The sequence below is a fragment of the Brytella acorum genome, from assembly GCF_029309905.1.
GTDB classification, from domain to species: domain Bacteria; phylum Pseudomonadota; class Alphaproteobacteria; order Acetobacterales; family Acetobacteraceae; genus Brytella; species Brytella acorum.
This window is the reverse complement of record NZ_JARBJP010000002.1, coordinates 205,638-230,213: the sequence shown is the minus strand read 5'-3', so window position 1 is coordinate 230,213 and position 24,576 is coordinate 205,638. Positions and strand designations below refer to the sequence as shown.

General features: G+C 62.1%; 25 protein-coding genes and 1 tRNA gene. 10 read left to right on the top strand and 16 right to left on the bottom strand.

Features of this window, described 5'->3' with window-relative positions:
• Positions 1-29: 29 nt before the first annotated feature.
• A complete protein-coding gene (locus PWM43_RS04380; protein ID WP_289841353.1) occupies positions 30-1,385 on the bottom strand; it encodes a penicillin-binding protein activator in 1,356 nt (451 codons plus the stop codon).
• 128 nt (positions 1,386-1,513) lie between these two features.
• Between PWM43_RS04380 and rsmI the strand changes: the two genes are divergently transcribed.
• Positions 1,514-2,356 (top strand): 16S rRNA (cytidine(1402)-2'-O)-methyltransferase, encoded by an 843-nt coding sequence (gene rsmI, locus PWM43_RS04375; protein ID WP_289841726.1) that lies wholly within the window; start codon positions 1,514-1,516, stop codon positions 2,354-2,356.
• 264 nt (positions 2,357-2,620) lie between these two features.
• Here the strand turns inward: rsmI and PWM43_RS04370 are convergent, their stop codons facing one another.
• The 3 genes from PWM43_RS04370 to PWM43_RS04360 all read right to left on the bottom strand — a co-directional run bounded on the left by PWM43_RS04370 (position 2,621) and on the right by PWM43_RS04360 (position 5,628).
• Entirely contained in the window at positions 2,621-3,253 is a 633-nt protein-coding gene (locus PWM43_RS04370; protein WP_289841352.1) for a LolA family protein, read from the bottom strand.
• Between the two features lie 32 nt (positions 3,254-3,285).
• On the bottom strand, positions 3,286-4,668 hold the full coding sequence (locus PWM43_RS04365) for a glutamate--cysteine ligase (protein WP_289841351.1): 1,383 nt from the start codon (positions 4,666-4,668) through the stop codon (positions 3,286-3,288).
• 135 nt (positions 4,669-4,803) lie between these two features.
• Positions 4,804-5,628: an RsmE family RNA methyltransferase gene (locus tag PWM43_RS04360; protein WP_289841350.1), complete on the bottom strand. Its 825-nt coding sequence runs from the start codon at positions 5,626-5,628 to the stop codon at positions 4,804-4,806.
• Positions 5,629-5,697: 69 nt separating this feature from the next.
• Between PWM43_RS04360 and ubiA the strand changes: the two genes are divergently transcribed.
• The 5 genes from ubiA to PWM43_RS04335 all read left to right on the top strand — a co-directional run bounded on the left by ubiA (position 5,698) and on the right by PWM43_RS04335 (position 10,102).
• On the top strand, positions 5,698-6,612 hold the full coding sequence (gene ubiA / locus PWM43_RS04355) for a 4-hydroxybenzoate octaprenyltransferase (protein ID WP_394356026.1): 915 nt from the start codon (positions 5,698-5,700) through the stop codon (positions 6,610-6,612).
• Entirely contained in the window at positions 6,609-7,298 is a 690-nt protein-coding gene (locus PWM43_RS04350) for a class I SAM-dependent methyltransferase (protein ID WP_289841348.1), read from the top strand. Before ubiA ends, PWM43_RS04350 begins: the two co-directional genes overlap by 4 nt.
• A 32-nt stretch (positions 7,299-7,330) precedes the next feature.
• Positions 7,331-8,935, top strand: coding sequence for a S10 family peptidase (locus PWM43_RS04345; protein WP_289841347.1), 1,605 nt, complete (start codon positions 7,331-7,333; stop codon positions 8,933-8,935).
• A 68-nt stretch (positions 8,936-9,003) separates the two neighbouring features.
• On the top strand, positions 9,004-9,258 hold the full coding sequence (locus tag PWM43_RS04340) for a GlsB/YeaQ/YmgE family stress response membrane protein (RefSeq protein WP_289841346.1): 255 nt from the start codon (positions 9,004-9,006) through the stop codon (positions 9,256-9,258).
• 67 nt (positions 9,259-9,325) lie between these two features.
• The gene (locus PWM43_RS04335; RefSeq protein WP_289841345.1) at positions 9,326-10,102 is read left to right on the top strand and encodes a hypothetical protein; all 777 of its coding nucleotides are present in this window, start codon (positions 9,326-9,328) and stop codon (positions 10,100-10,102) included.
• A gap of 105 nt (positions 10,103-10,207) precedes the next feature.
• Here PWM43_RS04335 and fusA read toward each other — a convergent pair whose 3' ends face one another.
• The 4 genes from fusA to PWM43_RS04315 form a co-directional block, all read right to left on the bottom strand.
• On the bottom strand, positions 10,208-12,316 hold the full coding sequence (gene fusA / locus PWM43_RS04330; protein WP_289841344.1) for an elongation factor G: 2,109 nt from the start codon (positions 12,314-12,316) through the stop codon (positions 10,208-10,210).
• 229 nt (positions 12,317-12,545) lie between these two features.
• Entirely contained in the window at positions 12,546-12,848 is a 303-nt protein-coding gene (rpmB, locus tag PWM43_RS04325; protein WP_289841343.1) for a 50S ribosomal protein L28, read from the bottom strand.
• A 136-nt stretch (positions 12,849-12,984) separates the two neighbouring features.
• Positions 12,985-13,308, bottom strand: a complete 324-nt coding sequence (locus PWM43_RS04320; protein ID WP_289841342.1) for a hypothetical protein — start codon at positions 13,306-13,308, stop codon at positions 12,985-12,987.
• Between the two features lie 75 nt (positions 13,309-13,383).
• Positions 13,384-15,201, bottom strand: coding sequence for an ABCB family ABC transporter ATP-binding protein/permease (locus tag PWM43_RS04315; RefSeq protein WP_289841341.1), 1,818 nt, complete (start codon positions 15,199-15,201; stop codon positions 13,384-13,386).
• Between the two features lie 97 nt (positions 15,202-15,298).
• Between PWM43_RS04315 and PWM43_RS04310 the strand changes: the two genes are divergently transcribed.
• From PWM43_RS04310 to PWM43_RS04300, 3 genes are all read left to right on the top strand, one after another.
• Positions 15,299-16,138 carry an NUDIX hydrolase gene (locus PWM43_RS04310; RefSeq protein WP_289841340.1) on the top strand — a complete coding sequence of 280 codons (840 nt, stop codon included), beginning with the start codon at positions 15,299-15,301 and terminating at the stop codon, positions 16,136-16,138.
• On the top strand, positions 16,138-16,581 hold the full coding sequence (locus PWM43_RS04305) for a DUF3574 domain-containing protein (protein WP_289841339.1): 444 nt from the start codon (positions 16,138-16,140) through the stop codon (positions 16,579-16,581). Before PWM43_RS04310 ends, PWM43_RS04305 begins: the two co-directional genes overlap by 1 nt.
• Positions 16,582-16,704: 123 nt before the next feature.
• Complete coding sequence (locus PWM43_RS04300) at positions 16,705-17,835, top strand: AI-2E family transporter (protein ID WP_289841338.1); 1,131 nt, start codon at positions 16,705-16,707, stop codon at positions 17,833-17,835.
• 39 nt (positions 17,836-17,874) lie between these two features.
• On the opposite strand, the gene PWM43_RS04295 is transcribed toward PWM43_RS04300, so the two are convergent.
• The 7 genes from PWM43_RS04295 to PWM43_RS04265 all read right to left on the bottom strand — a co-directional run bounded on the left by PWM43_RS04295 (position 17,875) and on the right by PWM43_RS04265 (position 22,307).
• Positions 17,875-17,951: transfer RNA gene (locus PWM43_RS04295), tRNA-Pro, on the bottom strand.
• A 121-nt stretch (positions 17,952-18,072) separates the two neighbouring features.
• Positions 18,073-18,813 carry a MerR family transcriptional regulator gene (locus PWM43_RS04290; RefSeq protein WP_289841337.1) on the bottom strand — a complete coding sequence of 247 codons (741 nt, stop codon included), beginning with the start codon at positions 18,811-18,813 and terminating at the stop codon, positions 18,073-18,075.
• Positions 18,813-19,136: an integration host factor subunit alpha gene (locus PWM43_RS04285; RefSeq protein ID WP_289841336.1), complete on the bottom strand. Its 324-nt coding sequence runs from the start codon at positions 19,134-19,136 to the stop codon at positions 18,813-18,815. Before PWM43_RS04285 ends, PWM43_RS04290 begins: the two co-directional genes overlap by 1 nt.
• Before the next feature lie 71 nt (positions 19,137-19,207).
• Positions 19,208-20,170 (bottom strand): beta-ketoacyl-ACP synthase III, encoded by a 963-nt coding sequence (locus PWM43_RS04280; protein WP_289841335.1) that lies wholly within the window; start codon positions 20,168-20,170, stop codon positions 19,208-19,210.
• A gap of 88 nt (positions 20,171-20,258) precedes the next feature.
• Positions 20,259-21,347 (bottom strand): phosphate acyltransferase PlsX, encoded by a 1,089-nt coding sequence (gene plsX / locus PWM43_RS04275; protein WP_289841334.1) that lies wholly within the window; start codon positions 21,345-21,347, stop codon positions 20,259-20,261.
• A 79-nt stretch (positions 21,348-21,426) separates the two neighbouring features.
• Positions 21,427-21,630 carry a 50S ribosomal protein L32 gene (gene rpmF, locus PWM43_RS04270; RefSeq protein ID WP_289841333.1) on the bottom strand — a complete coding sequence of 68 codons (204 nt, stop codon included), beginning with the start codon at positions 21,628-21,630 and terminating at the stop codon, positions 21,427-21,429.
• A 137-nt stretch (positions 21,631-21,767) separates the two neighbouring features.
• Positions 21,768-22,307 (bottom strand): YceD family protein, encoded by a 540-nt coding sequence (locus PWM43_RS04265; RefSeq protein ID WP_289841332.1) that lies wholly within the window; start codon positions 22,305-22,307, stop codon positions 21,768-21,770.
• Positions 22,308-22,563: 256 nt separating this feature from the next.
• Between PWM43_RS04265 and PWM43_RS04260 the strand changes: the two genes are divergently transcribed.
• Positions 22,564-23,148 (top strand): outer membrane protein assembly factor BamE, encoded by a 585-nt coding sequence (locus PWM43_RS04260; RefSeq protein ID WP_289841331.1) that lies wholly within the window; start codon positions 22,564-22,566, stop codon positions 23,146-23,148.
• A 63-nt stretch (positions 23,149-23,211) separates the two neighbouring features.
• On the opposite strand, the gene PWM43_RS04255 is transcribed toward PWM43_RS04260, so the two are convergent.
• Positions 23,212-24,576: an ATP-binding protein gene (locus PWM43_RS04255; RefSeq protein WP_289841330.1), complete on the bottom strand. Its 1,365-nt coding sequence runs from the start codon at positions 24,574-24,576 to the stop codon at positions 23,212-23,214.

The following is a 24,576-nucleotide window of genomic DNA, read 5'->3' as shown; positions in this document are numbered from 1 at the left end:
CAACCCCGATTTTTCATGACCGCAGGGCGCTAGCTCGGCGTCGCCACAAGCCGCGTCGGCGCCGCATGAACGATGGATGCGCCGCCAGCGGGTGAGATCTCGAAAACCGCGAGACCGCGCGTCACCTGCCCATCGGGTCGCAACGCGAACACACCGTCAACGCCGGCAAACCCATCCGAGCGGGTCAGCGATGAAAGTGTCAGCCCCGAAGGCTGGTTGACCAAGGCTCCGGCGAGAGCGGCGGAGTCATAGGCCATATCGGTCATGGGCTTCGGCGCAACGCCGTAGCGACGCTGATACTGCTGGGCATACCCGGCCCGCGCGCGCGGATCCGGCGCCGCGAACCATGCCCCGTGCAGAGTGGACAGCTTGCTTGCGAAAGCTCCCCAAAGAGCCGGACCGAGAATGCGGACCTGCTGGGCTGAACCGATCTGGCTCTCCTTCAGCGCGGCGATTACACCTGCGAGCTGCAATCCGGTGTCTCCCAGCAGAAGCGCGTCGAACGGAGGCGCCCCCAGTGACACGGCTGATGGCGACGTCGAAGGCGCACTTCCGGCTGATGGCGGAATGCTCGGTGGAGCAGTACCCGGGGCTGGATCCGCCGCGAGCGGATTGACCGCGTCCGGATCCGCTGCGGGCGTGCCCGGTGTGGGTTGGGCGGCCTTCTGGCGGGCGTCGAAGTCCGAAAGGGTTTTCAGTCCGCTCGAAATGCTGGCGACGTCGCTGCCATGGAAGACGACATTCGGCGTCTCGAGGCCGTTCGCTTCGCAGGCCTGCATCAGCCCCCGCGCCAGCGCACGTCCCAGCGCCGAGTCTGGCAGAAACGCCGCGAATTTCCTGCGGCCTTCGGCTTTGGCAGCCACGACGAGGCGCTGGGCCTGCTGTTCGGGCGTCAGGCCCAGAACCCAGACGCCCTGCCGCGCCTTGCTGACATCGCTTGTATAAGCCAGTTCCGGCACGCCCGCAGCCTGCGCGACGGAGCCGACCTCGCCAGTCTGGGCGGCGGTCAGGGGACCGAGGATGATGCGGTCTCCGGCTTCGATGGCGGCTCTCGCCGCAGCCCCCGCCCCTGACGGGCCGTCGGTGTCGCGGATATCGAGAACAGCTTTCCCGCCATCCGGAAGGGCAATTTTTGCCGCATTGGCCATATCCTGGCCTAAACGCGCATTACGACCTGTCATCGGCAGAAGCAGGCCGACATGAGTGCCACCCTGCTGTTGCAGGGCCGAGGTCAGCGGACCTGGCGGTGTGGGACCGCTTTCCGAACAGGCCGTAAGTGCGAGACTGGCGCCGAGCACGGCGCTCGCGCCCTTGCGTATCGCCCGTCTCCCGCGCATGGAGAGTGCATTGCCGTCCCGAGGGGGTCCGAATGTCCGGCCGTTCATCTTCCGCTCCAGATCAGAGTTCCTCGCCCCCAAAGGATGAGGGCAACATTGCTAATGGTCCATACGACAGTTCCGACGAAACCGCGACGGTCCCTCTTCCCGGTGCCAGTGCCGGTGCCGAAGGGGGCATGATGTTCGTCGCAACGCCGATTGGCAATCTGGGCGACATTTCCGAACGCGCCCTCGCCACCCTCAAACGCGCGGATCTCATCCTGTGCGAGGACACCCGCGTGACAGGCAAGCTGCTCCATGCTTACGGAATCGGAACGCCGACCCAGACGCTTCACGACCACAACGAAGAGAGCCGAATCCCGTTCCTTCTCGAACGGGTGCGAAACGGTGCGAACCTGGCCATCGTCTCGGACGCGGGCACGCCCATGCTCTCCGATCCCGGCTACAGGCTGGCGCGGGCGGCGATCGCCGAAGGGCTGCAGGTTTCGGGCATTCCAGGCCCCAATGCCGCCGCGCTGGCCCTGACGCTCTCGGGTCTTCCGCCACAACCCTATATGTTTCTGGGTTTTCCGCCCCCGCGCTCGCACGCGCGTCGCGAAGCATTCGCAGCGTTGCGCGCCGCCGAGCAGGCCGGTCTGCGAGCCACGCTGATCTGGTACGAGGCGCCTCATCGCCTCCTTGAAACGCTCGTCGATATGAGCGTCGTGTTCGGCGCGGAACGTCATGCGGCCGTCGGACGCGAACTGACAAAGCGCTTCGAGCAGATGGTTCGCGGCTCGATCGCCGAGGTCACCACGCATTTCGAGCAAACGGCGCCCAGAGGGGAGATCACGTTGCTCCTTGGGCCGCCGGATGAAGACGATGCGGGCGCCGAAGATCTCGACCGACACCTGCGCGAGGCCCTGGGCACGCATTCCGTCAAGGATGCCGCCACGCTGGTCGCAGGATTCGTCAACCTTCCGCGCCGGACGGTTTATGCGCGTGCGCTCGAACTCTCGAAAGACACCCGTGCGGAGTAAACGATCAGCGGCGCGGCTTATCGGGAGAGATACCGCGTGGTCCGCGCAAACCCCGCGTAACGGATAACCTGTTGATAAAAGCCGTGATCCGGATCGTCCGGCACATTTCCTTCGCGCCCGAACCTGATGAATATCTCAAAACCGAAAACGCCGAAACGGCTAGGCGCGGCTTCCGTCGGAGCGTGATAGCTGACTCCTCCTGATCCGCTTCATGCCGAAGCAAAACTCTTCGGGCCGCAATCGGGGCAGAGGCGCCCGCCAGTTTCAGTCGTCGTCCCTGGGCAGGGCAAACAGACTGTCCGGAACCGTCGCTGGCGTTTCCTGATTGAACAGATCGACCTGCGTATCCTGTCCCTGAGCGTCCCGCACGACCCAGGCGCGCAGGACCAGAGGCTGCTCGTTGAAAATCAGGGTCAGGCTTCCTTCGCTCGGCGTGGCCGTCCGGACCAGCGTGACGAAAACCTGTCCGTCGCGGTGCTCGAAGCCCGTGACGGTGACGTCCCCGGAAAGACGCAGATCCGCCCGCAGCAGCAGCCCGAGAGGCGTGCGCTCCAGGGGAAGACTCGTGACCTGTCCGATATCGCGGTCCTGATAGACGATCTTCCCGTCATTGGCGATGAGCAGCAGCGGGCTGGGCTTGTCGTATTCGAAGCGCATGCGGCCCGGCCTCGAAAGATAGGCCGTGCCGGTGGTCCGCCGACCATCGGGGGCGATCTGCTGGAATCGCGCCTTGACGATATGTGTCGCCCCGAGCGCCCCCTGCACGCGGCTGATCCATCCGTCATCGGCGGGAGAGAGAGAAACGCGGTGGGCCTGCGCCCATGAGACGTGTGCCGCAAGAGGACTCATCGCCACCAGCGTGGCCGTCAGCCCCAGCATCCCGAGCTTGTGCTTCATGCGCGTTCCTGCCCTGTTGCAACCGTTCCGCTTCAAATGGCGGCGGCCTCGAAGATTGGACGGACATCCCTGTTCCACGCGCCGTTGTAAAGGCCCAGCCAGTGTTCGGCCTGGGTCGGTCCCCCCGCCGCGATTTCGTGCAGCGGCGCAAGATAGATTTCCTCGCCGAGTCCGCGCGCCCGCAGGCCTTCCTCCGCGATCGTCACGACATGCGCCGCCAGCTTGCGCAGCGTGCCTGGGAAAGCGGCGTCCATGGCGTGCCTCGGCACGTCCGCGCGCAGCGTCTCGTAGGTGCTCCAGGGTTGCTCGCGGACGAGCGCCTCCGCCGCCGTCAAGGCGGCGTCAGAGTAGAGAAGCCCGACCCAGAGCGCCGACTGGGCCAGCATCATTTCGGGCGTTCCGGCATCCGCGCCGCGCATTTCCAGAAACTGCTTGAGGCGCACATCGGGAAATACGGTCGTCAGATGGTCTTCGAAATCGCCCAGCGTCGGCGTCAGTTGAGCGAGCGCTCCCGCTCCCCTGCCATCCAGCCAGTCGCGAAACGAGGCGCCCGCCACGTCGATCATCTCACCGCCACGCAGGACAAAATACATGGGCACATCCAGCACCCAGTCGACATAAGCCTGAAATCCGAAATCATCCTGGAAAACACAGGCCGGCATGCCGCTGCGCTGGTTGTCCGTGTCCGTCCATATCCGCGCGCGGTTCGAAAGATAGCCGTTCGGCTTGCCCTCGACGAAGGGAGAATTGGCGAAGAGCGCCGTCGCCAGAGGCTGCAACGCCAGGGAAACCCGCATCTTCCGGACCATGTCGGCCTCGGTGGCGAAATCCAGATTGACCTGCACCGTGCAGGTGCGGGTCATCATGTCGAGACCGAGGCTGCCGACCTTGGGCATATAAGCCCGCATGATGGCATACCGGCTCTTCGGCATGATCGGCATGGCGTCACGCGTTGCGAGCGGATGGAAACCGAGCGGCGCGAACCCGAGACCCTGCGCGGCGGACGGGGCATGGAGAGACGTGAAATGCGCGGCCATTTCCGCCTTCGTGCCGTGCAGATCCGCCAGCGGAGCGCCGGAAAGCTCAAACTGCCCGGCCGGCTCGAGAGATATGGACTCGCCTTTATGAGCGCCGCGCCCCTTGAGACCGATCAGTTTGCCCTTGTCTTCAAGACGCTCCCATTCGGAACCGTCCGCGTAAAGATCCGTAAGTATCGCCTCGATACCGTGGGGCGCATAAGCGGGAGCGGCGTATGGTTTCCGCCCTTCTTTATCGCCGGGCAGTACGAAGCCGAATTTCTCGTGTTCGGTGCCGATACGCCACTGCTCACGGGGTTTGCATCCTCGCGCCAGGATGTCGACGAGCTGCGCCCTGTCGGCGATCGGGGTATTATTGACTTCGCCAGGATTGGACATGGGATACGGCAGGGTCCTTGGGCTTGGCGCGTCGTGGCGCAAAAAATGAAGCACGGGAGATCCCGTACGCCGGGGTCGCTCGGTGGCAGTCCGTTGCGCACAGGCACAGGATTCGGACGGTCACCGACTTCTAGTTCAAAATTCGGTCGAAATGGAACATTCAACGGATAAGGCCAGACGCGCAAGCCCGGCACACACGGCCGTGTCGGCCCGGAGCACGAGGGGACCGAGGGAAAGCGGGCAAATGCGATCATGCGCCGACAACCATCGCTTCTCCTCCGGAGCAAAACCGCCCTCCGGCCCGACGAGCAGCCCATAGGGCGTGCTCAGAGGTCCGGGGAGCGCCGCCTCATGGCGTTCGAGGGCGGCAAACAGGGGCTTGTTCTCGGGCCAGTCTTCCACAGCCGCCATGAGCGGCTGAAGCGCGGATATTCCAGGGACGTCGAGCCGCTCGCATTGTTCAGCCGCCTCGATCGCGATGGCGCGGAGGCGCTCCGGATTGATGCGGTGTGTATTCGTGCGTACCGTCGTGACGGGTACGAAACACGATACGCCCATCTCGGTTCCCATGCGGATCACAAGATCCGTCGCATCGCGTTTCAGCGGGGCAAACAACAGCACCGGACCGCGCGAGATCACGGGCGCGCGGCAACGCGCCACGAGACGCAGGGAACCGCGATCCTTGCGTATGCCGAGGAGCACCGCTTCCCATTCCCCGTCGACGGCGTTGAAAATCCGCACGGACGCATCCGGACCCAGCCGCAATACGGTGCCGAGGTAACGGGCATGGTCAGCACCCAGCGCGATTTCCCGCTCTGGGAAAAACGGGGCGGCCTCCGAAAAATCGATATAAATTCGCGGACTGTCCTGCATGAGAACGGCCATATCACACTCCCCGGCAAGATGCTGCCCGGCAGGAAAAAACCCGCTACGATTGACGCCCGCAGCCGCGCGGGACATCAGGAGACTTCCGGCCGTTTTCAGACCATGGTCCCATGCGCGACGCCCTCACTTCAGAAGGATGACATTTTGCCTGCTGCGACGCCGCATACGGATATAAAAAGCGACGGCTGGGTCGCCCGCATGCCGGTCTGGCTACGACCTTATCTGCTTCTGGCGCGTCTCGACCGTCCTGTAGGAACGTGGCTGCTCCTGCTTCCGGGCCTGTGGGGCATCGAGCTTGGGACTCATCACGCGTTCCGGCGACAGATCGAGCTCGCCATCCTTTTCGCCGTCGGCTCGCTGGCCATGCGGTCGGCCGGATGTGTCGTCAACGATATCTGGGACCGCGACATCGACGCGAAAGTCGAGCGGACGGCCGGACGGCCTCTGGCATCTGGCGCGCTCAGCGTGCGTCAGGCTCTTGTTTTTCTCTGCCTGCTGCTTCTGATCGGACTCGGCGTGCTTCTGGCGCTGCCTTTGCTGTGCTGGGCGCTGGCACCGGTCGCACTCCTGCTCGTTGCAGTCTACCCGGCCGCGAAACGCGTGACATGGTGGCCGCAGCTTGTCATGGGCTTCACATTCGGATTTGGCGCGCCCATGGGATACGCTGCGGCGGCGAACCGGCTCGATATGACCGCATTGACGCTTTATGCGGGCACGATCCTGTGGCAGCTCGGCTTCGACACGATCTATGGGTTTCAGGATATGGACGACGACGCCCGCATCGGCGTGCGCTCGACGTCCCGCCTCATGGTGCGCCATGCAAGACTGTTCGTCGGCACCTGCTATGCTCTGGCGATGCTCCTGTTCATCGCCGCGGGCTGTCTGTGCCACATGGGAATCGGTTTCTGGCCCGGCGCGGTGGCGGCAGCCATCATTCTTGCCGCCCAGATCCGCGTTCTCCAGACCGATCAGCCGGCTTTGTGCCTTCATCTCTTCCGGCGCAACGTACCGTTCGGAGCCGTCCTGGCCTTCGCATACCTGATGGGCAACATGACGTGAAATCCGGGGCCGGGGTCTTCATCGCCAGTCAGACAACCCTCGGTCACGCTGCTCTTGTGCCGGAAATCGCGCTTTATCTCGCGTCGGAAATAACGCCCATCTGGCAGGCGACGGAAGATCATCTGGCGAGTGCCGGAATCGAACCGCCCTTCTGGGCGTTTCCGTGGCCCGGCAGCCAGATCCTGGCACGACATATCCTCGATCATCCGGAAACCGTACGCGGCCGGACCGTCCTGGACTTCGCCTGCGGCAACGGGCTGGCGGGCATAGCCGCCATGAAGGCCGGAGCCAGGCATGTCATGGCCTGCGACATCGATCCCATGGCGCTGGATGCGGTCCGGCTGAACGCCGCCCTGAACGACGTGACCATCGAGACATGGCAGGGCGACATGGTTGGCCAGCAACCCGCCTGCGATCTGCTGATATGCGGGGATGTCTGTTACAACCAGACGATGGCCGCCCATATCCTTCCCTGGCTTCGGCAATGCGCGTCCCGACACGAGGTCTGGCTGGCCGATCCCGGCCGGAGCTATGCCCCACAAGGTGATTTTGACGTCATCGCACGTTGCGATGTGCCAACCTCTCTTGAACTCGAGGATCGTTCCGTTCGACAAACAGTGCTGTGTCGACTGCACGCGACCTCTTCTGGAGCGCCTGCGCCGATCGTCCGGAAAGGCGCCCTCTGACAGGCCACTTCCTTCATTCGGGAGAATACCACTTGTTCCGTTCCGTCCTCTTGGCATCCGTTCCGCTTTTCGCGCTGACAGCCACGGCTTCCGCCGCCGAACCTTCCTCCTCCGCTCCCGCAGCAACTCATGCTGCCAGCGAAAAAGATTCGATATCAAACGGCACCGTCACGGTGAACGGAGCCCCGATTCACTATCAGGCGGTCGCGGGCACCCTCCTCGTCCACAACGCGAAGTTTGACGATTCGAAGGACGTGATCGCTTCGCGGACCGGCAAGACGCTCGAGGGCGACAAAAAGGGTGACGACGCTGATGGCGCCGTCGCATCGATATTCTACGTCGCCTACTTCAAACAGGGCGCTCATGCGCCGAATCGCCCGATCACGTTTCTCTATAACGGCGGTCCCGGTTCGGCTTCCGTCTGGTTGCACATGGGTTCCGTCGGTCCCTTGCGCCTCAATACACCGGGAGACCAGCATCTTCCACCGGCTCCCTACAAGCTCATCAACAACGCCCAGTCTCTTCTGGATGTGACGGACCTCGTTTTCATCGATGCGCCCGGCACCGGCTTCAGCCGCATCGCGGGCAAAGACGCCGAGAAGGCCTTTTATGGCGTTGACGCGGACGGGAAGGCCTTCACGCATTTCATCAGCCAGTTTCTCGCGAAATACGGACGTTTCAATTCGCCGAAATATCTCTTTGGCGAGAGCTATGGAACATTGCGCTCGGCCGTCGTCGCGAACGATCTGGAGAATGACGAGAGCATTGATTTCAACGGCATAATCCTGCTCTCGCAGATCCTCAACTACGACAACGACGTCGATAACCCGCAGGCCAATCCAGGCAATGACGATCCGTATCAGCTTGCCCTGCCGACCTACGCGGCCACATCCTACTATCACAAGGCCCTGCCGCAGATGCCGACCGATCTGCCCGCCTTCCTCAGGGAAGTCGAACATTTCGCGCTGACAGACTACGCTCAGGCCCTGGCCCAGGGCGCCGACCTGCCGGAGGACCAGCGCAAGGCGATCGCCGAAAAACTGCATGACTATACGGGGCTACCCGTGGACTATATCCTGCGTGACAACCTTCGTATTTCCGGCGGCCAGTATTCCCAGCAGCTTCTGGCTTCGCGCGGCATCACCGTGGGTCGCCTCGATACGCGCTATTCTGGGCCGCCGATGGATCCGATGACCGACCAGTCCGATTACGACCCTCAGTCCAGTGCCATAAGCTCGGCCTATATTTCGGCCTTCAACGATTACGTCCGCAACACGCTGCATTATGGCGAAGGCCAGACCTACCGCCCCGGCGTGAATGCGAAATGGGACTCGCACCATCGCCAGCCCTTCATGGGACGTTCGGACCGGACGGCGAATGTCATGCCGGACCTTGCCGTTGCCATGAAAAACAACCCGACGCTACGTGTCATGCTCAACGCGGGTTATTATGATCTGGCGACACCCTATTTCGAGGGCCTCTACGAGATGAAGCACCTCCCCATCCCGGCCGATCTGCAAAAAAACATCGAATACAAGCAGTACACCTCGGGACATATGGTTTATGTCGACCCGGCATCGTTGCAGAAACTTCATGACAACGTCGCGGATTTCATTCGCCGCACCGACAATCAGTGAAGTGCGGGTCATAATCCGTTAAGATGTGCGAGGGCCACTCCGGCCCTCCACATCATTCAGGATCGCCCATGCATCTTCTCTGGACACTCCTCGTCGGTTTCTTCGTCGGCCTGATCGCGCGCGCCATCATGCCCGGTCGTGACGCCGCCGGTTTCATCGTCACGATCATTCTCGGCATCGCAGGATCGTTCGTGGCCTCATGGGCGGGCGCGAAACTCCATTTCTACGCCCCCGGCCAGCCAGCAGGATTCCTGGCGTCGATCGTCGGCGCCGTCGTCCTGCTGGCGATCTATCGCACGGTGATCGGCAATCGGGCGGACTGAGCCGCCCGCGGCCCATGATCGGGCACTCGCGACCCGGCATGGAAAAGCAGAAAGCAGAGGTCGGTCTATGGACACCACGAAAATGGCGCCATCCGGTAAACGCCCGGCACGATACCCCGCGCTGTTCCCATCCCTGGCCGCTCTCGCCGCCATTGCAACGTTCGCGCCGCCATCCTGTGCGGAAAATATCTCGGTCACGGGCACCTATCATTTCGTGACCGTGTCCAATTTTGCGCGGATGCAGAGCAGCATGGACAGCATCGATCTGAAGAACGGCGCACCCAGCGGCCTTCACCTGCATGTCCGCGCCGTTCTCGAACCGGGGGACCGCATGCCCGAAGCCGCGCATATCTTCCTGCGCGCAAAGCGCGGGCATGTGTCCCTGTTCCCCGATGGCGGCAACGACTTCGTCCTGCCGGAAGACAGGTCCCTGCTCGACGAAAATCCCGATGTGGTTGCGGGTCTGACCCCGGGACAGACTATCAGACTTTATGCGTCAGCCAGCCTGGATACGCTCCCCGGCATCCGGTTTACCGACCGTCAGGCACGCGACTGGATGGCCATGCTTGACGAACGGATCGATCACCGCATCGGCTTCGTCTTTTCGGCCTTCACGCCCGACACCCAGACAGTCATCGTCACGCTTCCGCCGCAGGCGGAACTGACGCTCGTGGAGAACGGAAAGCGGTCCAGTCTGGTGCAGAATCATGGCGACAGGCCCTATGATTTCAGTTTCAGGCCGAAATCCTTTTCCCCCGACGCCGTGTTCGAGAGCAGCATGGCGATCACCCACGTCACGATGCCTTTCCCGTTCGCGCTGAACAGATGGAAACGCGACGAATAAGGCATGGGGGTCATCCCCTCTCCTCTCAAAGCGGAGAACGACACAACAAAAAGGCGGGTTCCGTTTCCGGAACCCGCCTTTTGCATTTGAACCCGATGAGGGAGATCAGGCCGACTTGGCCATGATCTCTTCGGCGACATTGCGCGGCACCGGATCGTAGTGGTGGAACTGCATCGTGAACGACGCACGGCCCTTGGTGGCCGAACGCAGATGCGAGATGTAGCCGAACATTTCCTTCAGCGGCACCTGCGCCCGGATCATGACGGTCGAACCGGCCGTTTCCTGGTTCTGGATGATGCCACGACGACGGTTGAGATCGCCCACCACGTCGCCGACATGGTCGTTCGGCGTCGTGATCTCGACGTCCATGATCGGCTCGAGAATGACCGGACCGGCCTTCTTCATGCCTTCACGGAAGCAGGCCTTGGCGGCAATTTCGAAAGCGAGGGCCGACGAGTCGACGTCATGGTACTTGCCGTCGAGCAGCGTGAACCTGAAGTCCACGGTCGGGAATCCCGCGAGCACGCCGGTCGAGGACTGCATCCGGATGCCCTTTTCGACAGCCGGAATATATTCCTTCGGCACCGTGCCACCGACGACCTTGTTCTCGAACGAAATACCCGCGTTGCGCTCCACGGGTTCGAAGGCGATCTTCACCTCGGCGAACTGACCCGAACCACCCGACTGCTTCTTGTGGGTGTAGGTCTCGGTGTGTGGCTGGGAAATCGTCTCGCGATAGGCCACCTGCGGCGCACCGACATTCGCCTCGACGCCGTATTCGCGACGCAGACGATCGACGATGATGTCGAGATGAAGCTCGCCCATGCCGGACAGGATGGTCTGGCCCGTTTCCTGATCCGTCTTGAGCTGCAGCGAGGGATCCTCGGCGGCGAGCTTCTGCAGGGCCAGCGTCATCTTCTCGACGCCGTCCTTGGTCTTCGGCTCGACGGAAATGTCGATCACGGGAACGGGGAACTGCATGCGCTCCAGAACCACCGGATCGGCGGCATCGGCCAGCGTGTCGCCCGTGACCGTGTCCTTGAGGCCGACGAAGGCGGCGATGTCACCGGCGCCCACCGACTTCACTTCCTGACGCTTGTCGGCGTGCATCTGGAACATGCGGCCAACACGCTCCTTGTGCCCCTTCGTCGTGTTCAGAACCGTATCGCCCGAGTTCAGAACGCCGCGATAGACGCGCACAAAAGTCAGCGTGCCGTATTTGTCGGAAATGATCTTGAAGGCGAGGCCCGCGAACTTGCCATTGGGATCGACCGGCACGATCGGCAGGAAGTTCTCGTCGACTTCCTCGTCTTCCGGCGGCGCAATGCGGATACCTTCGACCTCGTTCGGAGCCGGAAGGTAGTCGATCACCGCGTCGAGCAGCGGCTGGACGCCCTTGTTCTTGAAGGCCGTGCCGCACATGACGGGACGGAATTCGCCGCTGATCGCACCCTTCTTGATGCACTTCTTCAGCGTGGCGACATCCACGTCACCCTTCTCGAAATATTCTTCCATCGCCGCGTCGTCCATCGCGAGCGCGGTGTCGAGCAGGATCTGACGAGCCTCGGCGGCACGCTCCTTCAGGTCGTCGGGAATTTCGGCGTAGTGGAACTTCGCGCCCAGTTCGCCACCTTCCCAGATGATCGCACGCATCTCGACCAGATCGACCACGCCGATGAAATTGTCTTCCGCGCCGATCGGAAGCTGCAGCGGCACGGCGACGATGTCGAGCTTCTCCTTCAGCGTGCCGAAGGCATAGTCGAAATTCGCACCCGTGCGATCGAGCTTGTTGATGAAGATAATGCGGGGAACGTTATAGCGGTCAGCGAGACGCCAGTTGGTTTCCGACTGCGGCTGGACACCGGCGACGCCCTCGATCACGAAAATCGCGCCGTCGAGCACGCGCAGCGAACGGTTCACTTCGATGTTGAAGTCGATGTGGCCCGGCGTGTCGATGATGTTGATGCGGTGACCTTCCCACTCACAGGTCACGGCTGCCGAGGTGATCGTGATGCCACGCTCACGCTCCTGCGCCATGTAATCTGTCGTGGTGTTGCCGTCGTGCACTTCACCGATGCGATGCGACATGCCCGTGTAGTACAGGATACGCTCGGTCGTCGTGGTCTTGCCGGCATCGATATGGGCAGTGATGCCGATATTGCGGATCTTCGAAAGAGCCGCCTGGGCTTCTTCGATGCTGCTGCTCTCGGACACGGAATAACCTCCAAAAATGCGATGAAGGTGCTTCAGATCACACTGAAACACCTCGCCGTGGCCGTCGCAGCCCGCCTGTCTCCGTCAATGAAGACCGGCAGACGAAACCGAGCGACCGGAAAAGGGCTGAACACGCAGGCCCGGCATTTAACGCATGGGCACCACGGCTACAAAGCCAATCTTCTTGATGATACGGCAGAAGCAGGTGTCAGTCCGCCTCTGCACGATATCAGACCGCCTGAGCGGCCTTCGCGTCCTGCACGCGCAGGATGCGACGCTTGATCACCTTCGCCTCAACCGGCAGCTTGCGATCCGGCGTTCCAAGCAGGAACGCATCAAGACCGCCGTTATGCTCGATCGTGCGCAGGCCGTGCGTCGTGACGCGCATGCGAACGCCCGTTCCGAGGATATCGGAGAGCAGAGTCGTATCCTGCAGGTTCGGCAGGAAGCGGCGACGGGATTTGTTGTTGGCGTGGCTGACATTGTTGCCTGTCAGCACGGCCTTGCCTGTAAGATGGCAGCGGCGAGACATGATATTGACCCTCGGAACTGATAGTGACAGCCGAGAACGCGCCCGGCCTGCGGTGATCCGTTAAGGCGCGGCTTATGACGGAGAGGCCAACAGCCGTCAAGATGAAACACGGCCTCGTATGCCGCTTGAGCCCTGATCAGGGCGTGCGCGCGTCGTCGGGAGGTGTCAATTCACCATTCTGGATACTGAAAATGGCAGTCTGAAGCATGCGCACCATGGTCGCGGCGTCCGACGTACGTGCGAGAATGCCGAGGCTGCCCGCAAGAAGGGCGGAAGCGACCATTTCCGGTGGCAGATCTTTTCCCACCATATATTCGATGGCGTTGTCCACGACGGCCCCGCATTTGCGCAGTTCGTCGGGGATGTGAGGCTGCTGCGGATCGAATGCCGCCGCGAGATCGTCCCGCACGGCATTCTCGATGGCGCGATCCGGCTCAAACGCTTTCGCGGCGTCGTTCATGACTGAATGTCCTTCTGTATCCAATGTTTTGACGTTGTTCGTAGTTGGGGTGCGCCCCCCGGGCATGTCTACCCCTCAGCACGCAGAATGGAGCAACTCACGCGACTGTGCCCGCCACATGGCCGCATAATCACCACCCAGCCGCATCAGTTCGGTATGCGTTCCACGTTCGGCAACCCGCCCCTTCTCGATCAAAAGGATTTCGTCACATTCCACGACCGTCGACAGACGATGCGCGATCGTGATCGTCGTGCGGGCGCGGGAAAGCGCGTCCAGCGCGGACTGAATACGACGCTCCGTACGCGTGTCGAGTGCGCTGGTCGCTTCGTCCAGCAGCAGGATGCGGGGATTTTTCAGAATGACGCGCGCAATGGCCAGTCGCTGTTTCTCGCCGCCGGACAGCCTGAGTCCGCGTTCGCCGACCTGCGTCTCGTAACCATCGGGAAGCGCATGAATGAAGTCATGCAGTTCCGCGGCCCGCGCGGCCTCCTCGATCGCGCTCTGGCTCGCGCCGATGCTTCCGTAAGCGATGTTGTAGGCAATCGTATCATTGAACAGGAGGGTATCCTGCGGAACGATTCCGATGGCGGCTCTCAGGTCCTGCGGATCCAGCTCTGGCAGAGGCCAGCCATCAAAGAGAATGGCGCCGGAATCGGGATCGTAGGAGCGAAAGAGAAGCTTTCCGATCGTGGATTTTCCCGACCCCGTCGGCCCGACGATACCGATGCGCTGACCGGGCGCCGCTGCGAAACTCACATGATCCAGGATGCGCCGCTGCGCATTATATCCGAAACTGACATCGTCAAAGACGAGAGACGCCGCGCCCCCTTCCGCGAACGTCGTGGGCACCGGGACGGGCGCTTCCGGTACGGCGATCTCCGAATCCTGTGCCAGGAGTTCCAGCCATTTTTCCAGATCCACGCGGGCGTTGCGCCATCCTGAATAGACCTGGTTGAGCGATACGACCGCCATGTAGAGCGAACGCAGATAGGTGCCGATCATCACGAATTGCGGCACGCCGATACGATGGGCCAGCACATCGCGCATGGCGAGGTAGAAGATCGCGGACGTCACCAGCGCGATCATGACGTTCTGGGTGATCGAAGAGGCTGCCGTCACGTGTGTCACGCGCAGGTTCGCCTTTTCAAGCGCCCGCCGCGCCTCCCCGAACCGGACATATTCGTGAGACTGATTGCCGAAATGCCGCACGGCTTCGAAATTGAGCAGACTGTCGATCAACCGATGCTGCGAGGCGCTGCTGGCATCGTTTCGCGCCCGCCGCGCCACGACCCGCTTGCGCACGAACCAGCGCGCCATGAGTACGTAAGCCGCGAGACCAAACCCGATGAGCAAGGCATATTCGAGTCCGAACGCCCCTCCCACCACGCCAAGCGTCAGCGTCACGTTCATGATGGCGGGACCGATATTGAAAATCGTCAGTCTCAAAAGCGTGTCCACCGCGTCCGAACCCCGATCCAGAACGCGCGTGAGCGCACCCGTCTGACGCTCCAGATGAAAACGCAGGGAGAGACCATGCACATGACGCAACCCCTCCTGCGCAACCAGTTTCTGAAGCCGCTGACTGAGCGGCTGATACGCCACTTCCTCCAGATTCGAAGCCAGACTGCGCAACAGCATCAACCCGCCATAGGAGGCAACCAGCCAGAGGGGCACCGTCATGATCTGCACCGGAGGAGACAGACGGGCGACCATCCGACCGAGCACATAGGGAAGCGCGAGCTGGGCAAGGCTTTCGACGATCAGCAGAACGACCGTCACCCCGACGAGCAGGCGGAACATGCCCATTCGACTACCGTCCGCACGCCGGAGACGACGCCAGGCCTGAAGAAGTCCGAGAGGCGCTGGAACGATCTTTTCCGTTTTGTCTTTCATGCCTCGCCTGTCATTCCTCATGCCCATCTTTGCAATCGCGGGCGCGCGATGCCATAGCGAACCGACATCCTGTAACCGGCACCTCTGGACAATTCCCATGCCCGACCTCACGCTGGCGCCGTTTCTTGCCCATATCGCGCATTGCCATAACACGTCGCTCCCCGGAGACCGCGTTCCTTTCCACTGTGAAGGCGCGCTGATCGGGTGGATCGCGCCGCGCTTCGCCGCATCGTTGCAGGCTCTTCCGGACAGCCCGCTGCACCGGGGCGAGGAGGGCTTCGAAATATCCGCGGGCAGCCAGCTCGAACGGCTCGGCCGCATAATGGCGGAAGCCGGTCTTTACCGCTCCCACAACGAGCTGTTCGATGTCTTTACGCCGGACGGCACCGTGCTCGGACAGATCGATCGCGGCGCCCTGCCTCCCCTCGGCCTGGCGGCACGCGGCGTGCACCTGAACGGCCTCGTCACGAAAGCCGATGGCGTCCATGTGTGGATGGGCCATCGCTCCCTGACGAAGCGCCTGGACCCGGGAAAGCTCGACCACCTCGTCGCGGGCGGAGTCTGTGCCGGACTGACGCCGCGTGAGGCCTTGGCCAAGGAAGCGGAGGAAGAAGCCTCCATCCCATTGAGCGTCATTCAGGCTGCCCGGGAAGCCTCGATCCTGCATTACACGATGGAACGTCCCGAAGGCCTCAGACGCGATGCGCTGCATTGCTACGACCTCGACCTCCCCGCCGACTTCCAGCCGGAACCCTCGGACGGCGAAGTCTCGTTTTTCGAGCTGGTGCCTCTCGAGGAGGCCTTCATACGGGTCCGCGATTCCCAGCAGGTTAAATTCAACGTCAATCTCGTCCTGATCGACCTCTTTATCCGGAAAGATCTGTTTTCTGCGACGCAGGCCGCCACGCTGCGCGCAGCGCTGAACGAAGCCCCGTAATGCGGACGCGCCTGTCAGCGCCGACATGGTCAGGGCTGATCGGCGCCATGTCGATCATGCTCGCAGGATGCACCCCGACGCCCGACGAGCCTCATGCTCTGTGCATGCAAACCCAGGCGAAACCCGACCTTCAGATACGCCTGATGTTCGGCCTCATGCGCGACGATGGCCGCCGCATCAGCGATGCCGAATGGCAGCATTACAGCGATGAAGTCCTCTCGGTCGCCCTGCCTGACGGCTTCAGCGTGATTCCTGCGGACGGCACGTGGAAAGATCCGCGAACCGGCCAGACCGATCGCGAACCCTCCCGCATCGTGTGGGCCGCCATCCGCCCCTCGCCGACACTCGCTGCCCGCCTCGACGCCGCGCGCGCCGTTTATCGGACACGATTTTCCCAGCATTCCGTCGGTCTCATCATCAGTTCAGGCTGCGAGAGCTTTTGACCGCGCGCGCCAGGATCTCCGTCCTCACACCACACTCGATACCTTGTGTGATTATCGTGGTATGAAGCTTCTGATACGGCCCGGCTTTCAAGGCTGGACGACGTGCCACGGAACGAGGACTTGATGATCGATACACCCCAACCGCCAAGAGACGCCCTCGTTCCGGAAGACTGGAGCGACGATTGCGGCCACGGAACGACGCGGGGACCGATTGGACGCGGACAACGTTTCGCGCGTGCGGCTCTTGCGGTCTTCATTGTGGGAGCGGCGCTCTACACGCTCAAGAATTTTGTGCCGGCCCTTCTCTGGGGCTGCGTGTTCGCGATCGCCACATGGCCGCTCTATCACCGCGCCGAACTGCGTTTCGGCCGCAAGGACTGGGTCCCGTTGCTCTTCACGGCGGTCATCGCCCTGATTTTCCTGATTCCGATGGGCGTCGCCATTCTCAAGGCCGCCGAAGAAGCCCAGAACATGCTGATGTGGGCCGACAACGTCCGGCACAACGGCATTCCTGTCCCGACGGTTCTCAACCGCCTGCCGTTCGGACGCGCCGCCGTGACTTCATGGTGGGAAACCAATCTCGCCAACCAGCAGCACCTCGCCGTGACGCTTCATTCCTTCGACGCAACCCACGGCATGGCCGTGACGCGGCAGGTCGGCTCCCAGCTTGCGCGTCGAGGCACGCTGTTCCTGTTCGCGATCGTCACGCTGTTCTTCCTGCTGCGTGACGGCGACGATCTGATTCGCCGCCTGATGGTTGCTTCCCATCGCACGTTCGGCGAACGCGGCGAATCCATCGCCCGGCAGATGATCACATCCGTCCACGGGACCGTCGCGGGACTGGTTTTCGTCGGCCTCGGCGAAGGCGCCCTGATGGCGCCGGTCTATATGTTCGCAGGCACCCCGCAACCGCTGCTTTTCGCCCTCGCCACGGCCGTTGCCGCCATGATCCCGTTCCTGGCGCTCCCCACGGTCTGTCTGGCGGCTCTGCTCGCCCTGATGCAGGGAGGCGCTGTCGGCGCTGTCGTCATTATCGTCGTGGGCTCCATCATCGTGTTCGTCGCCGACCACTTCATTCGTCCCTACCTGATCGGCGGCAGCACGCAGATGCCCTTCCTCTGGGTGCTTCTGGGCATTCTGGGTGGCGTGGAGACGTGGGGCCTGCTCGGCCTGTTCCTGGGCCCGGCCATCATGGCAGCACTGCATCTGCTGTGGCGGGTCTGGAGTTCAGACGCTCACGAACATACGGCGTAAGCTACATCTGCAATTTTAAATGAAAGAACCGCAGGACGATGGTCGGGCAGGCGGGATTCGAACCCACGACCCCCAGTCCCCCAGACTGATGCGCTACCAGGCTGCGCTACTGCCCGTCTGTCCTGCGGTGAAGGCCGTTTAGCAGCGCCTTCCCGGCACTGCAAGTCATCGGCCCAGGCATTTTCGAACGTTTTTTAATTTCAGCCTGGTTTCAAGGAATTTTTGGCGGGAACATCGTCAAACCGGCAGGAGCCGACGAATGCCGTCCAGCTCCTGCAAAATCCCGCGCAACTCGCCGCGCAGATGGTTCCGCTCCTGCCGGAGCGCTTCCATGGCCTGGCGCATGACCTCGACTTCGCGGTTCTTTTCGGCCAAAGCCAGATTGAACGCACGCTCGGCCTCTTCAGCCGCGACACGCCCATCTTCGAGACGCGCCATTTCGGAAGAAGCGGACGTCAGGGACGCCGTCTCGGTCGCCGCGAAAGACGGTGTCACGATCGCGATTTCGCTGACTTCCAGCACCGCGACCGGCTCTGGCTCTTCCGACACGCCATCATTCATGCCGCCCTCAAACGGCACGGCGTGCGCCATTTCGACGCTTTCGGCAGAAGATATGTTCTCACCCGCGGCTTCACTGACCGATTCGCCCTCACGCAATACGCGCTGAACACCCTTGATGGTGTAGCCTTGCACGTAGAGCAGGTCTGCGATTCGGCGCAGGATATCGATGTCTTCAGGGCGATAATACCGACGGCCACCCGCTCGCTTCAGCGGCTTGACCTCTGGGAAACGCGTTTCCCAGAAACGCAGGACATGCTGCGGCACGTGCAGATCGTCCGCGACCTCGCTGATCGTCCGATAAGCGTGAGGCGCTTTCTTGAGGCGTTCTCCGCCCGGGGTATCATTTCCGGGAGCCTCTTCGCCGGAGAAACCATCCTCGGGAAAGTCGTGACCGAGCATATCGTCCGCGCCTGTCATCAATCCTCGCTATCGCCCATGGCTTCAAGGTCCAAAGCCTCGCCATTCACCTGCGCCTTGAGAATCTGACTGGGCCTGAAAATCAAGACCGTTCGGGGCAGAATAGGCACTTCAATTCCGGTCTTCGGATTGCGTCCCATACGGCGACCCTTCTGGCGAACGGAAAACGTTCCGAAGCCGCTCAGCTTGACCGTCTCGCCGCGCTCAAGCGTCACGGCGATGCGCTCGAGCACGCTTTCCAAAAGTTCCGCCGACTCATGCCGGGAGAGCCCGACCTGAGAATATATGTGTTCCGAAAGAGTCGCGCGCGTCACGGTGGTCATGACGTCATCGTATCATGGCCGACAGAAGGGTCAAATGAATCAAGCGACAACGTAAGGATGATCGCATCTTGTCATATGCGGACGAGTGCGGAGCCCCATGTCAGGCCGCCACCCAGGCCTTCCATCAGAACGAGATCGCCTTTGGAGATCCGGCCATCGCGCATTGCTTCGTTCAAAGCGAGCGGAATGGAGGCGGCGGACGTGTTGGCATGCCGATCGACGGTCACGACCACCCGCCCTTCCGGCAATGAGAGTTTTCGGGCCATACCGTCGATGATGCGGAGATTGGCCTGGTGGGGCACCAGCCACTGAATGTCGCTCGCGACCAGATGGTGCGCCTCCAGAGCCTCATCCACCGCCTCGGAAAGTTTTGCAACGGCGTGACGGAATACATCCCGTCCCTGCATCTTCAAGACAGCTCCCGCTTTGGAGCCTGGCCCCGTGACATAGAGAATATCGCCGAGCCGACCATCCGCATGCAGATGCGTGGAGAGAATGCCCCGCCCGCTTCCCTTCAGGTCTTCGGCTTCAAGCAGCACGGCCCCGGCACCGTCGCCGAACAGAACGCAGGTCGTGCGATCGGTCCAGTCCAGAATACGGGAATAGACCTCGCTTCCGATAACCAGAATTTTCCGTGCCTGGCCTGCCAGGATAAACGCATTCGCCGTGGCCAGAGCGTAAATGAAGCCCGAACAGGCGGCGCTCAGATCGAATCCGAAGGCGCGGTTCGCGCCGATCGCCGCCTGGACGCGCACAGCCACCGACGGAAAGGCCTCGTCGGGGGTGGCTGTGGCCACGATGATCGCGTCGACTTCAGCAGCATCCGCGCCGGCATAAGCGAGAGCCTCGCGTGCCGCGGACGCAGCCATGCTGGCGGCCGTTTCCGTCTCGTCGGCTATATGACGCTGGTGGATTCCCGTGCGGGAGGTGATCCAGTCATCGGAGGTCTCGATGCGACTGGCGAGTTCCTCGTTCGTGACGACCCGCTTCGGCAGATAACCGCCAACTCCCGTCAAACAGGCACGCACGGACATTATTTCCCTCTCAACCAGCTTTCGAACTGTAGCGCATAGACGTGCAGCGCGGTGTCGGCGTCAAGCGATACCCGCGTCAACACTGCGTTCAGGCCGCACCCAGCGCCACCTTCTCTTCCTCTTCGACCGCAGGAGTCAACGAGGCAATCTGCTTGAGGCGCACGCGAATTTTTTCATTGATCCCATGACTTACGGCGTCCATGGCAACGTCGATCGCCGCCGCGAAACCTTCGGCGTCCGCGCCCCCATGCGACTTCACAACAATGCCATTCAGCCCCACGAGAACGGCGCCGTTGTAGCGTCGGGGATCGATCCACTCCCGCATACGCTCAAGCCCCGGTCGCACCAGAAGATAGGCCAGTCGGGTCAGGACATTGGTCTGAAACACACGTCTCAACAGGAACGACGCGAGCTTCAAGGCCCCCTCGCCCGTTTTCAGCGCGACATTGCCGGTAAAGCCATCGGTCACGACCACATCCGTCGTTCCAGCCGTAATGTCATGCCCTTCGACAAAACCGTGAAACTGACCGGCAAGCGGGGATTCGCGCAGCATCTCCGCAGCGACGCGCAGACGATCGTCACCCTTCTGCTCCTCGACCCCCACGTTCAGCAGGCCGATCGTCGGAGCGGGCAGTCCGAGCACCGCCTGGGCAAAGGCTTCGCCCATGACGGCGAACTCAACCAGATTGCGGCTGTCGCAGGAAATATTGGCTCCGAGGTCCAGCATGACCACGTCCCCACGCGCCGACGGATTGACCGCGGTCAGAGCGGGGCGGGATACACCGGGAAGCGTCTTGATGACGATCTTGGCGAGTGCCAGCAGCGCCCCGCTATTCCCCGCGGACACAACGCCTCCGGCCTCGCCGCTCGCCACCGCGTCGATCGCCATACGAAGCGACGAGTCGCGCAGCCGCAGGGCGGCCGTCGGCTTCATTTCCATGGAAATGGCGGTTGGCGCATGCCGTATGGAACAGATGCGCTCGATTTTGGGATAGCGTGAGATCAGCGAGCGAAGCACAGCTTCATCACCGAAAAGCAGGTAATGCGCCTCAGGATGTCGGTCTGCCGCCAGTTCGAGACCAGCCAGCACGACTTCTGGTGCGTTATCACCGCCCATGGCGTCAACTGCAAGATAGAACGGGGCGGACGCTTCCGCCGCCACGCTGGCTTCACTCATACTCCGCCCCAAAACAGTTCATGCACGAGGAGGGCGGCGGCATCGAGCGCGCCGCCGGTCACCCGGCCTGGGCACATCTTCAGACGCGGACGGCCGTCTTCAGTGCCTTGCCGGCTGCAACAACTTCACGACCATCGTAGTGACCGCAGTGACCGCAGACGTGGTGGGGACGCTTCAGCTCGCCGCAGTTGCCGCACTCGGCGTGAGCCTGAACGGTCAGGGCATGGTGGCTGCGACGCATGCCACGGCGGGACGGGGTGGTTTTTCTCTTGGGGACGGCCATTTGTGGAGCCTCTTTCGCGTTAAGAACATCCCGACGCCTTCTCCGAGACATCGGAAGCGTCCGGAAAGCATGATAGCATCAGATCAGGCGGCGGCCTCTAGCAGACGCCGCCGCGTGTCGCAAGCGTGACGTCGACTTTACGTCCCGTTTCCTTTCCGTCCCGCGAGGGCCGCAAAAGGATTCGGCCGTGTTTTTTCCTCTTCCTCGATCTCCGAAGGGACGACATCAACACCCTGTTCGAGCGCCGCACCGGCGCGGCGGGGAAACGGCGGAAGCGCCAGCGCGAGTTGCTCGGCAGCGGCTTCGCCCAGATCAAGAGCATTGCCGTCGTATGGAAGTTCGTCGATCGCCTCGAGGTCAAGAGCGTCATCTTCCACGAACTGGGCACGCGGCACGAAGCGCAGGGCGAATTCCTCGACAATCAGATCGTCGAACGGCTCCGCCGTCACAACGCAGGTCTGCGTCACCTCGGCTGACAGCCATCCTTCGGCAAGCACGCGCCCCTTATCTTCCGGTGTCAGACGCCACCGACAGCGAAAATTCGCGACCGCCAGCAGACTCATCCGTCTGGCGAGAGCGTCACATTCCTGCGCATTGGCCTCCACCGTCTCTGTCAGGACGTCGCGGCCAAGACGATGCAACGGCAGACGGCGGGAAAATTCGATCTGGGGTGACATTGCTCGTCCATCCTTCTTTGTTTCTGCGCGCTCCGGCACCCGGTCGCATGGCTTGCCGGCCGCCCGGAAACGCTGATGACCGCATCCGAAGGCCATCAAAACATCCATCCGTGTTCACGCCATCATTTTAGACGTTTACCGTCCCTGACGGATGCCGCAATATAGGCGTGACTTTATGGATCGTTCTCTGTTGATACCCGATCCGGGCAACGATACGGCCTAAATTGCGATTCAGGACCAGGATACGAACGCCGCGATGCATAGCGCACTGCCTCCCTCGACCGAAGCCCGGCACAGCACCCCGCTTCGTGCGCGTGCCCTCCGCATCGGCGTAATACTGGCTCTCATGCCACTTGCCCTCGGCGGATGCGCGGTCTTCAGGCCGATCCCCCAGACGCGTGGCTCGCTCATTGAGAAAGACGATTACGCCGCGCTGAAACCGGGCACCAGCACCCGCGCCGATGTGCTGGACGCGCTGGGTTCACCGACCTCACATGCAACATTCAACGACAACGTGTGGATCTACGTTACGATGGTGACGTCGCCCACCCCCCTGTCCTTCCCCCATGTCGACAAGCAGCAGGTCGTCGTGCTGGCCTTTGATAATGGCGGCGTTCTGCGCTCGCTCGACACGCTGCACAAGAAAGATGCGATGTATGTCGGCATGGTAGGCGACAAGACGCCGACGCCGGGCAGCCATAACAACATCCTGCAGGAACTGCTGGGCAATGTCGGTCGATACAACCCGATGAGCAACATGAGCTCCTTCGGCGGCAGCCAGGGACCACTTGGCAGCAGCATCGGGACAGGGAATGGCGGTCAGGGCAACTCCCTGCCCTGATCGGGTCCGTCTGAGCGCAGGATCAGGCGTGAGGCCCCTTGCGCCTGATCCTGATCCTGGTTCTTATTTCGGCAGCGTCATCCACACTCTCAAACCGCCCATAGGACTTTCTCCCAGGCGAATCGTGCCGCCGTGAGCATGCACGATGTCACGGGCGATCGTGAGGCCGAGCCCATTGCCTCCTGAAGGCCCTTCGGTGTCATAAGCGCGAAAGACCTGCTTGCGCCGCGCTTCGGGAATACCAGGTCCGTCATCATCGACGATAACGACGACCTGTCGTCCTTCCGTCCTCAAGCCGAACGAAATTCGCCCCCCATGACGTCGCGCGTTGTCCGCCACATTGATCAGAACGCGTCGCACCGCGTCCGGGCGGATCGTGGCCTCACACATTCCCGGCTCCGGGAGCACCATGACGATGCCGCCGGCCCGTGTCACCGACTGCGCGACATCGTCGATGAGCGTGCGCAGATCCGTCAGGATCGGCGTTTCAGCGCCTTCACCTCGCGCGAATGACAGGTAGCTTCCAATAAGTCGCTCCATCTCCTCGATGTCGGCGACCATATCTTCTACATCCGGTCGCAAGGACGCCGCTTCGATCAGTCCCTTCATGGGAAGCATCGCGAGCGTCAGCCGCAGCCGGGTCAGAGGCGTCCGAAGATCATGCGAGACACCGGCGAGGACCGCCGTACGCTGTGCGACGAAACGATTCACACGAGCCTGCATCCGGTTGAACGCCACGGCGGCCTTCCGAATCTCCTGAGCGCCCTGCGGTTCGATCGGACCCAGATCCCGCCCGACGCCAAAGGCTTCGGCGGCGCGCGCCAGTCGCCGGATGGCCTGAACCTGATTCCGCACGAACAGCCCCGCCAGCAACAATAGAAGCAGAGAACTGCCTACGACCCACACGACGAAGAGCCAGATCGGCCCGACATCGAGTCTTTTGCGCGGCACGACGACATCGACGCGATTGCCGTCGCGCCCGATCTGAACGCGCACACTCTGCCGATCGGCATTCCAGTCAATCCGGAACGGGCGGTCGAAGACCTGCCGGATCGCCCGCGCGAGGGCCTCGTCCATCGGCCCGAGCACGTTCTCCGAAGACTGAAGATCCAGCGTCGCGGCCCCTGGCAGAACGATCATATCAATCTGAGTTCGCGCCTTCACCTGCGCGAAAATCATCTCCGCTTCCTCGGGATGCTGGTCCACCCGATCAAGAGCCAGAGCCATCTCGCCGACGACGCTATCCGAGAGGCGTCGTGATACGGTGGGGACGTAGTTGCCATAAAACAACCCGAGGGCGACGCCCTGCGCCACCAGGAGCGGAATGATGACGATGAGAATCGACCGTCCAAAATAGGAACGCGGCAGCATTCGACGCGCCATGCGTTCGCTGTGACGCCCCCATTCCCGGGTATTTCGTCCGACCAT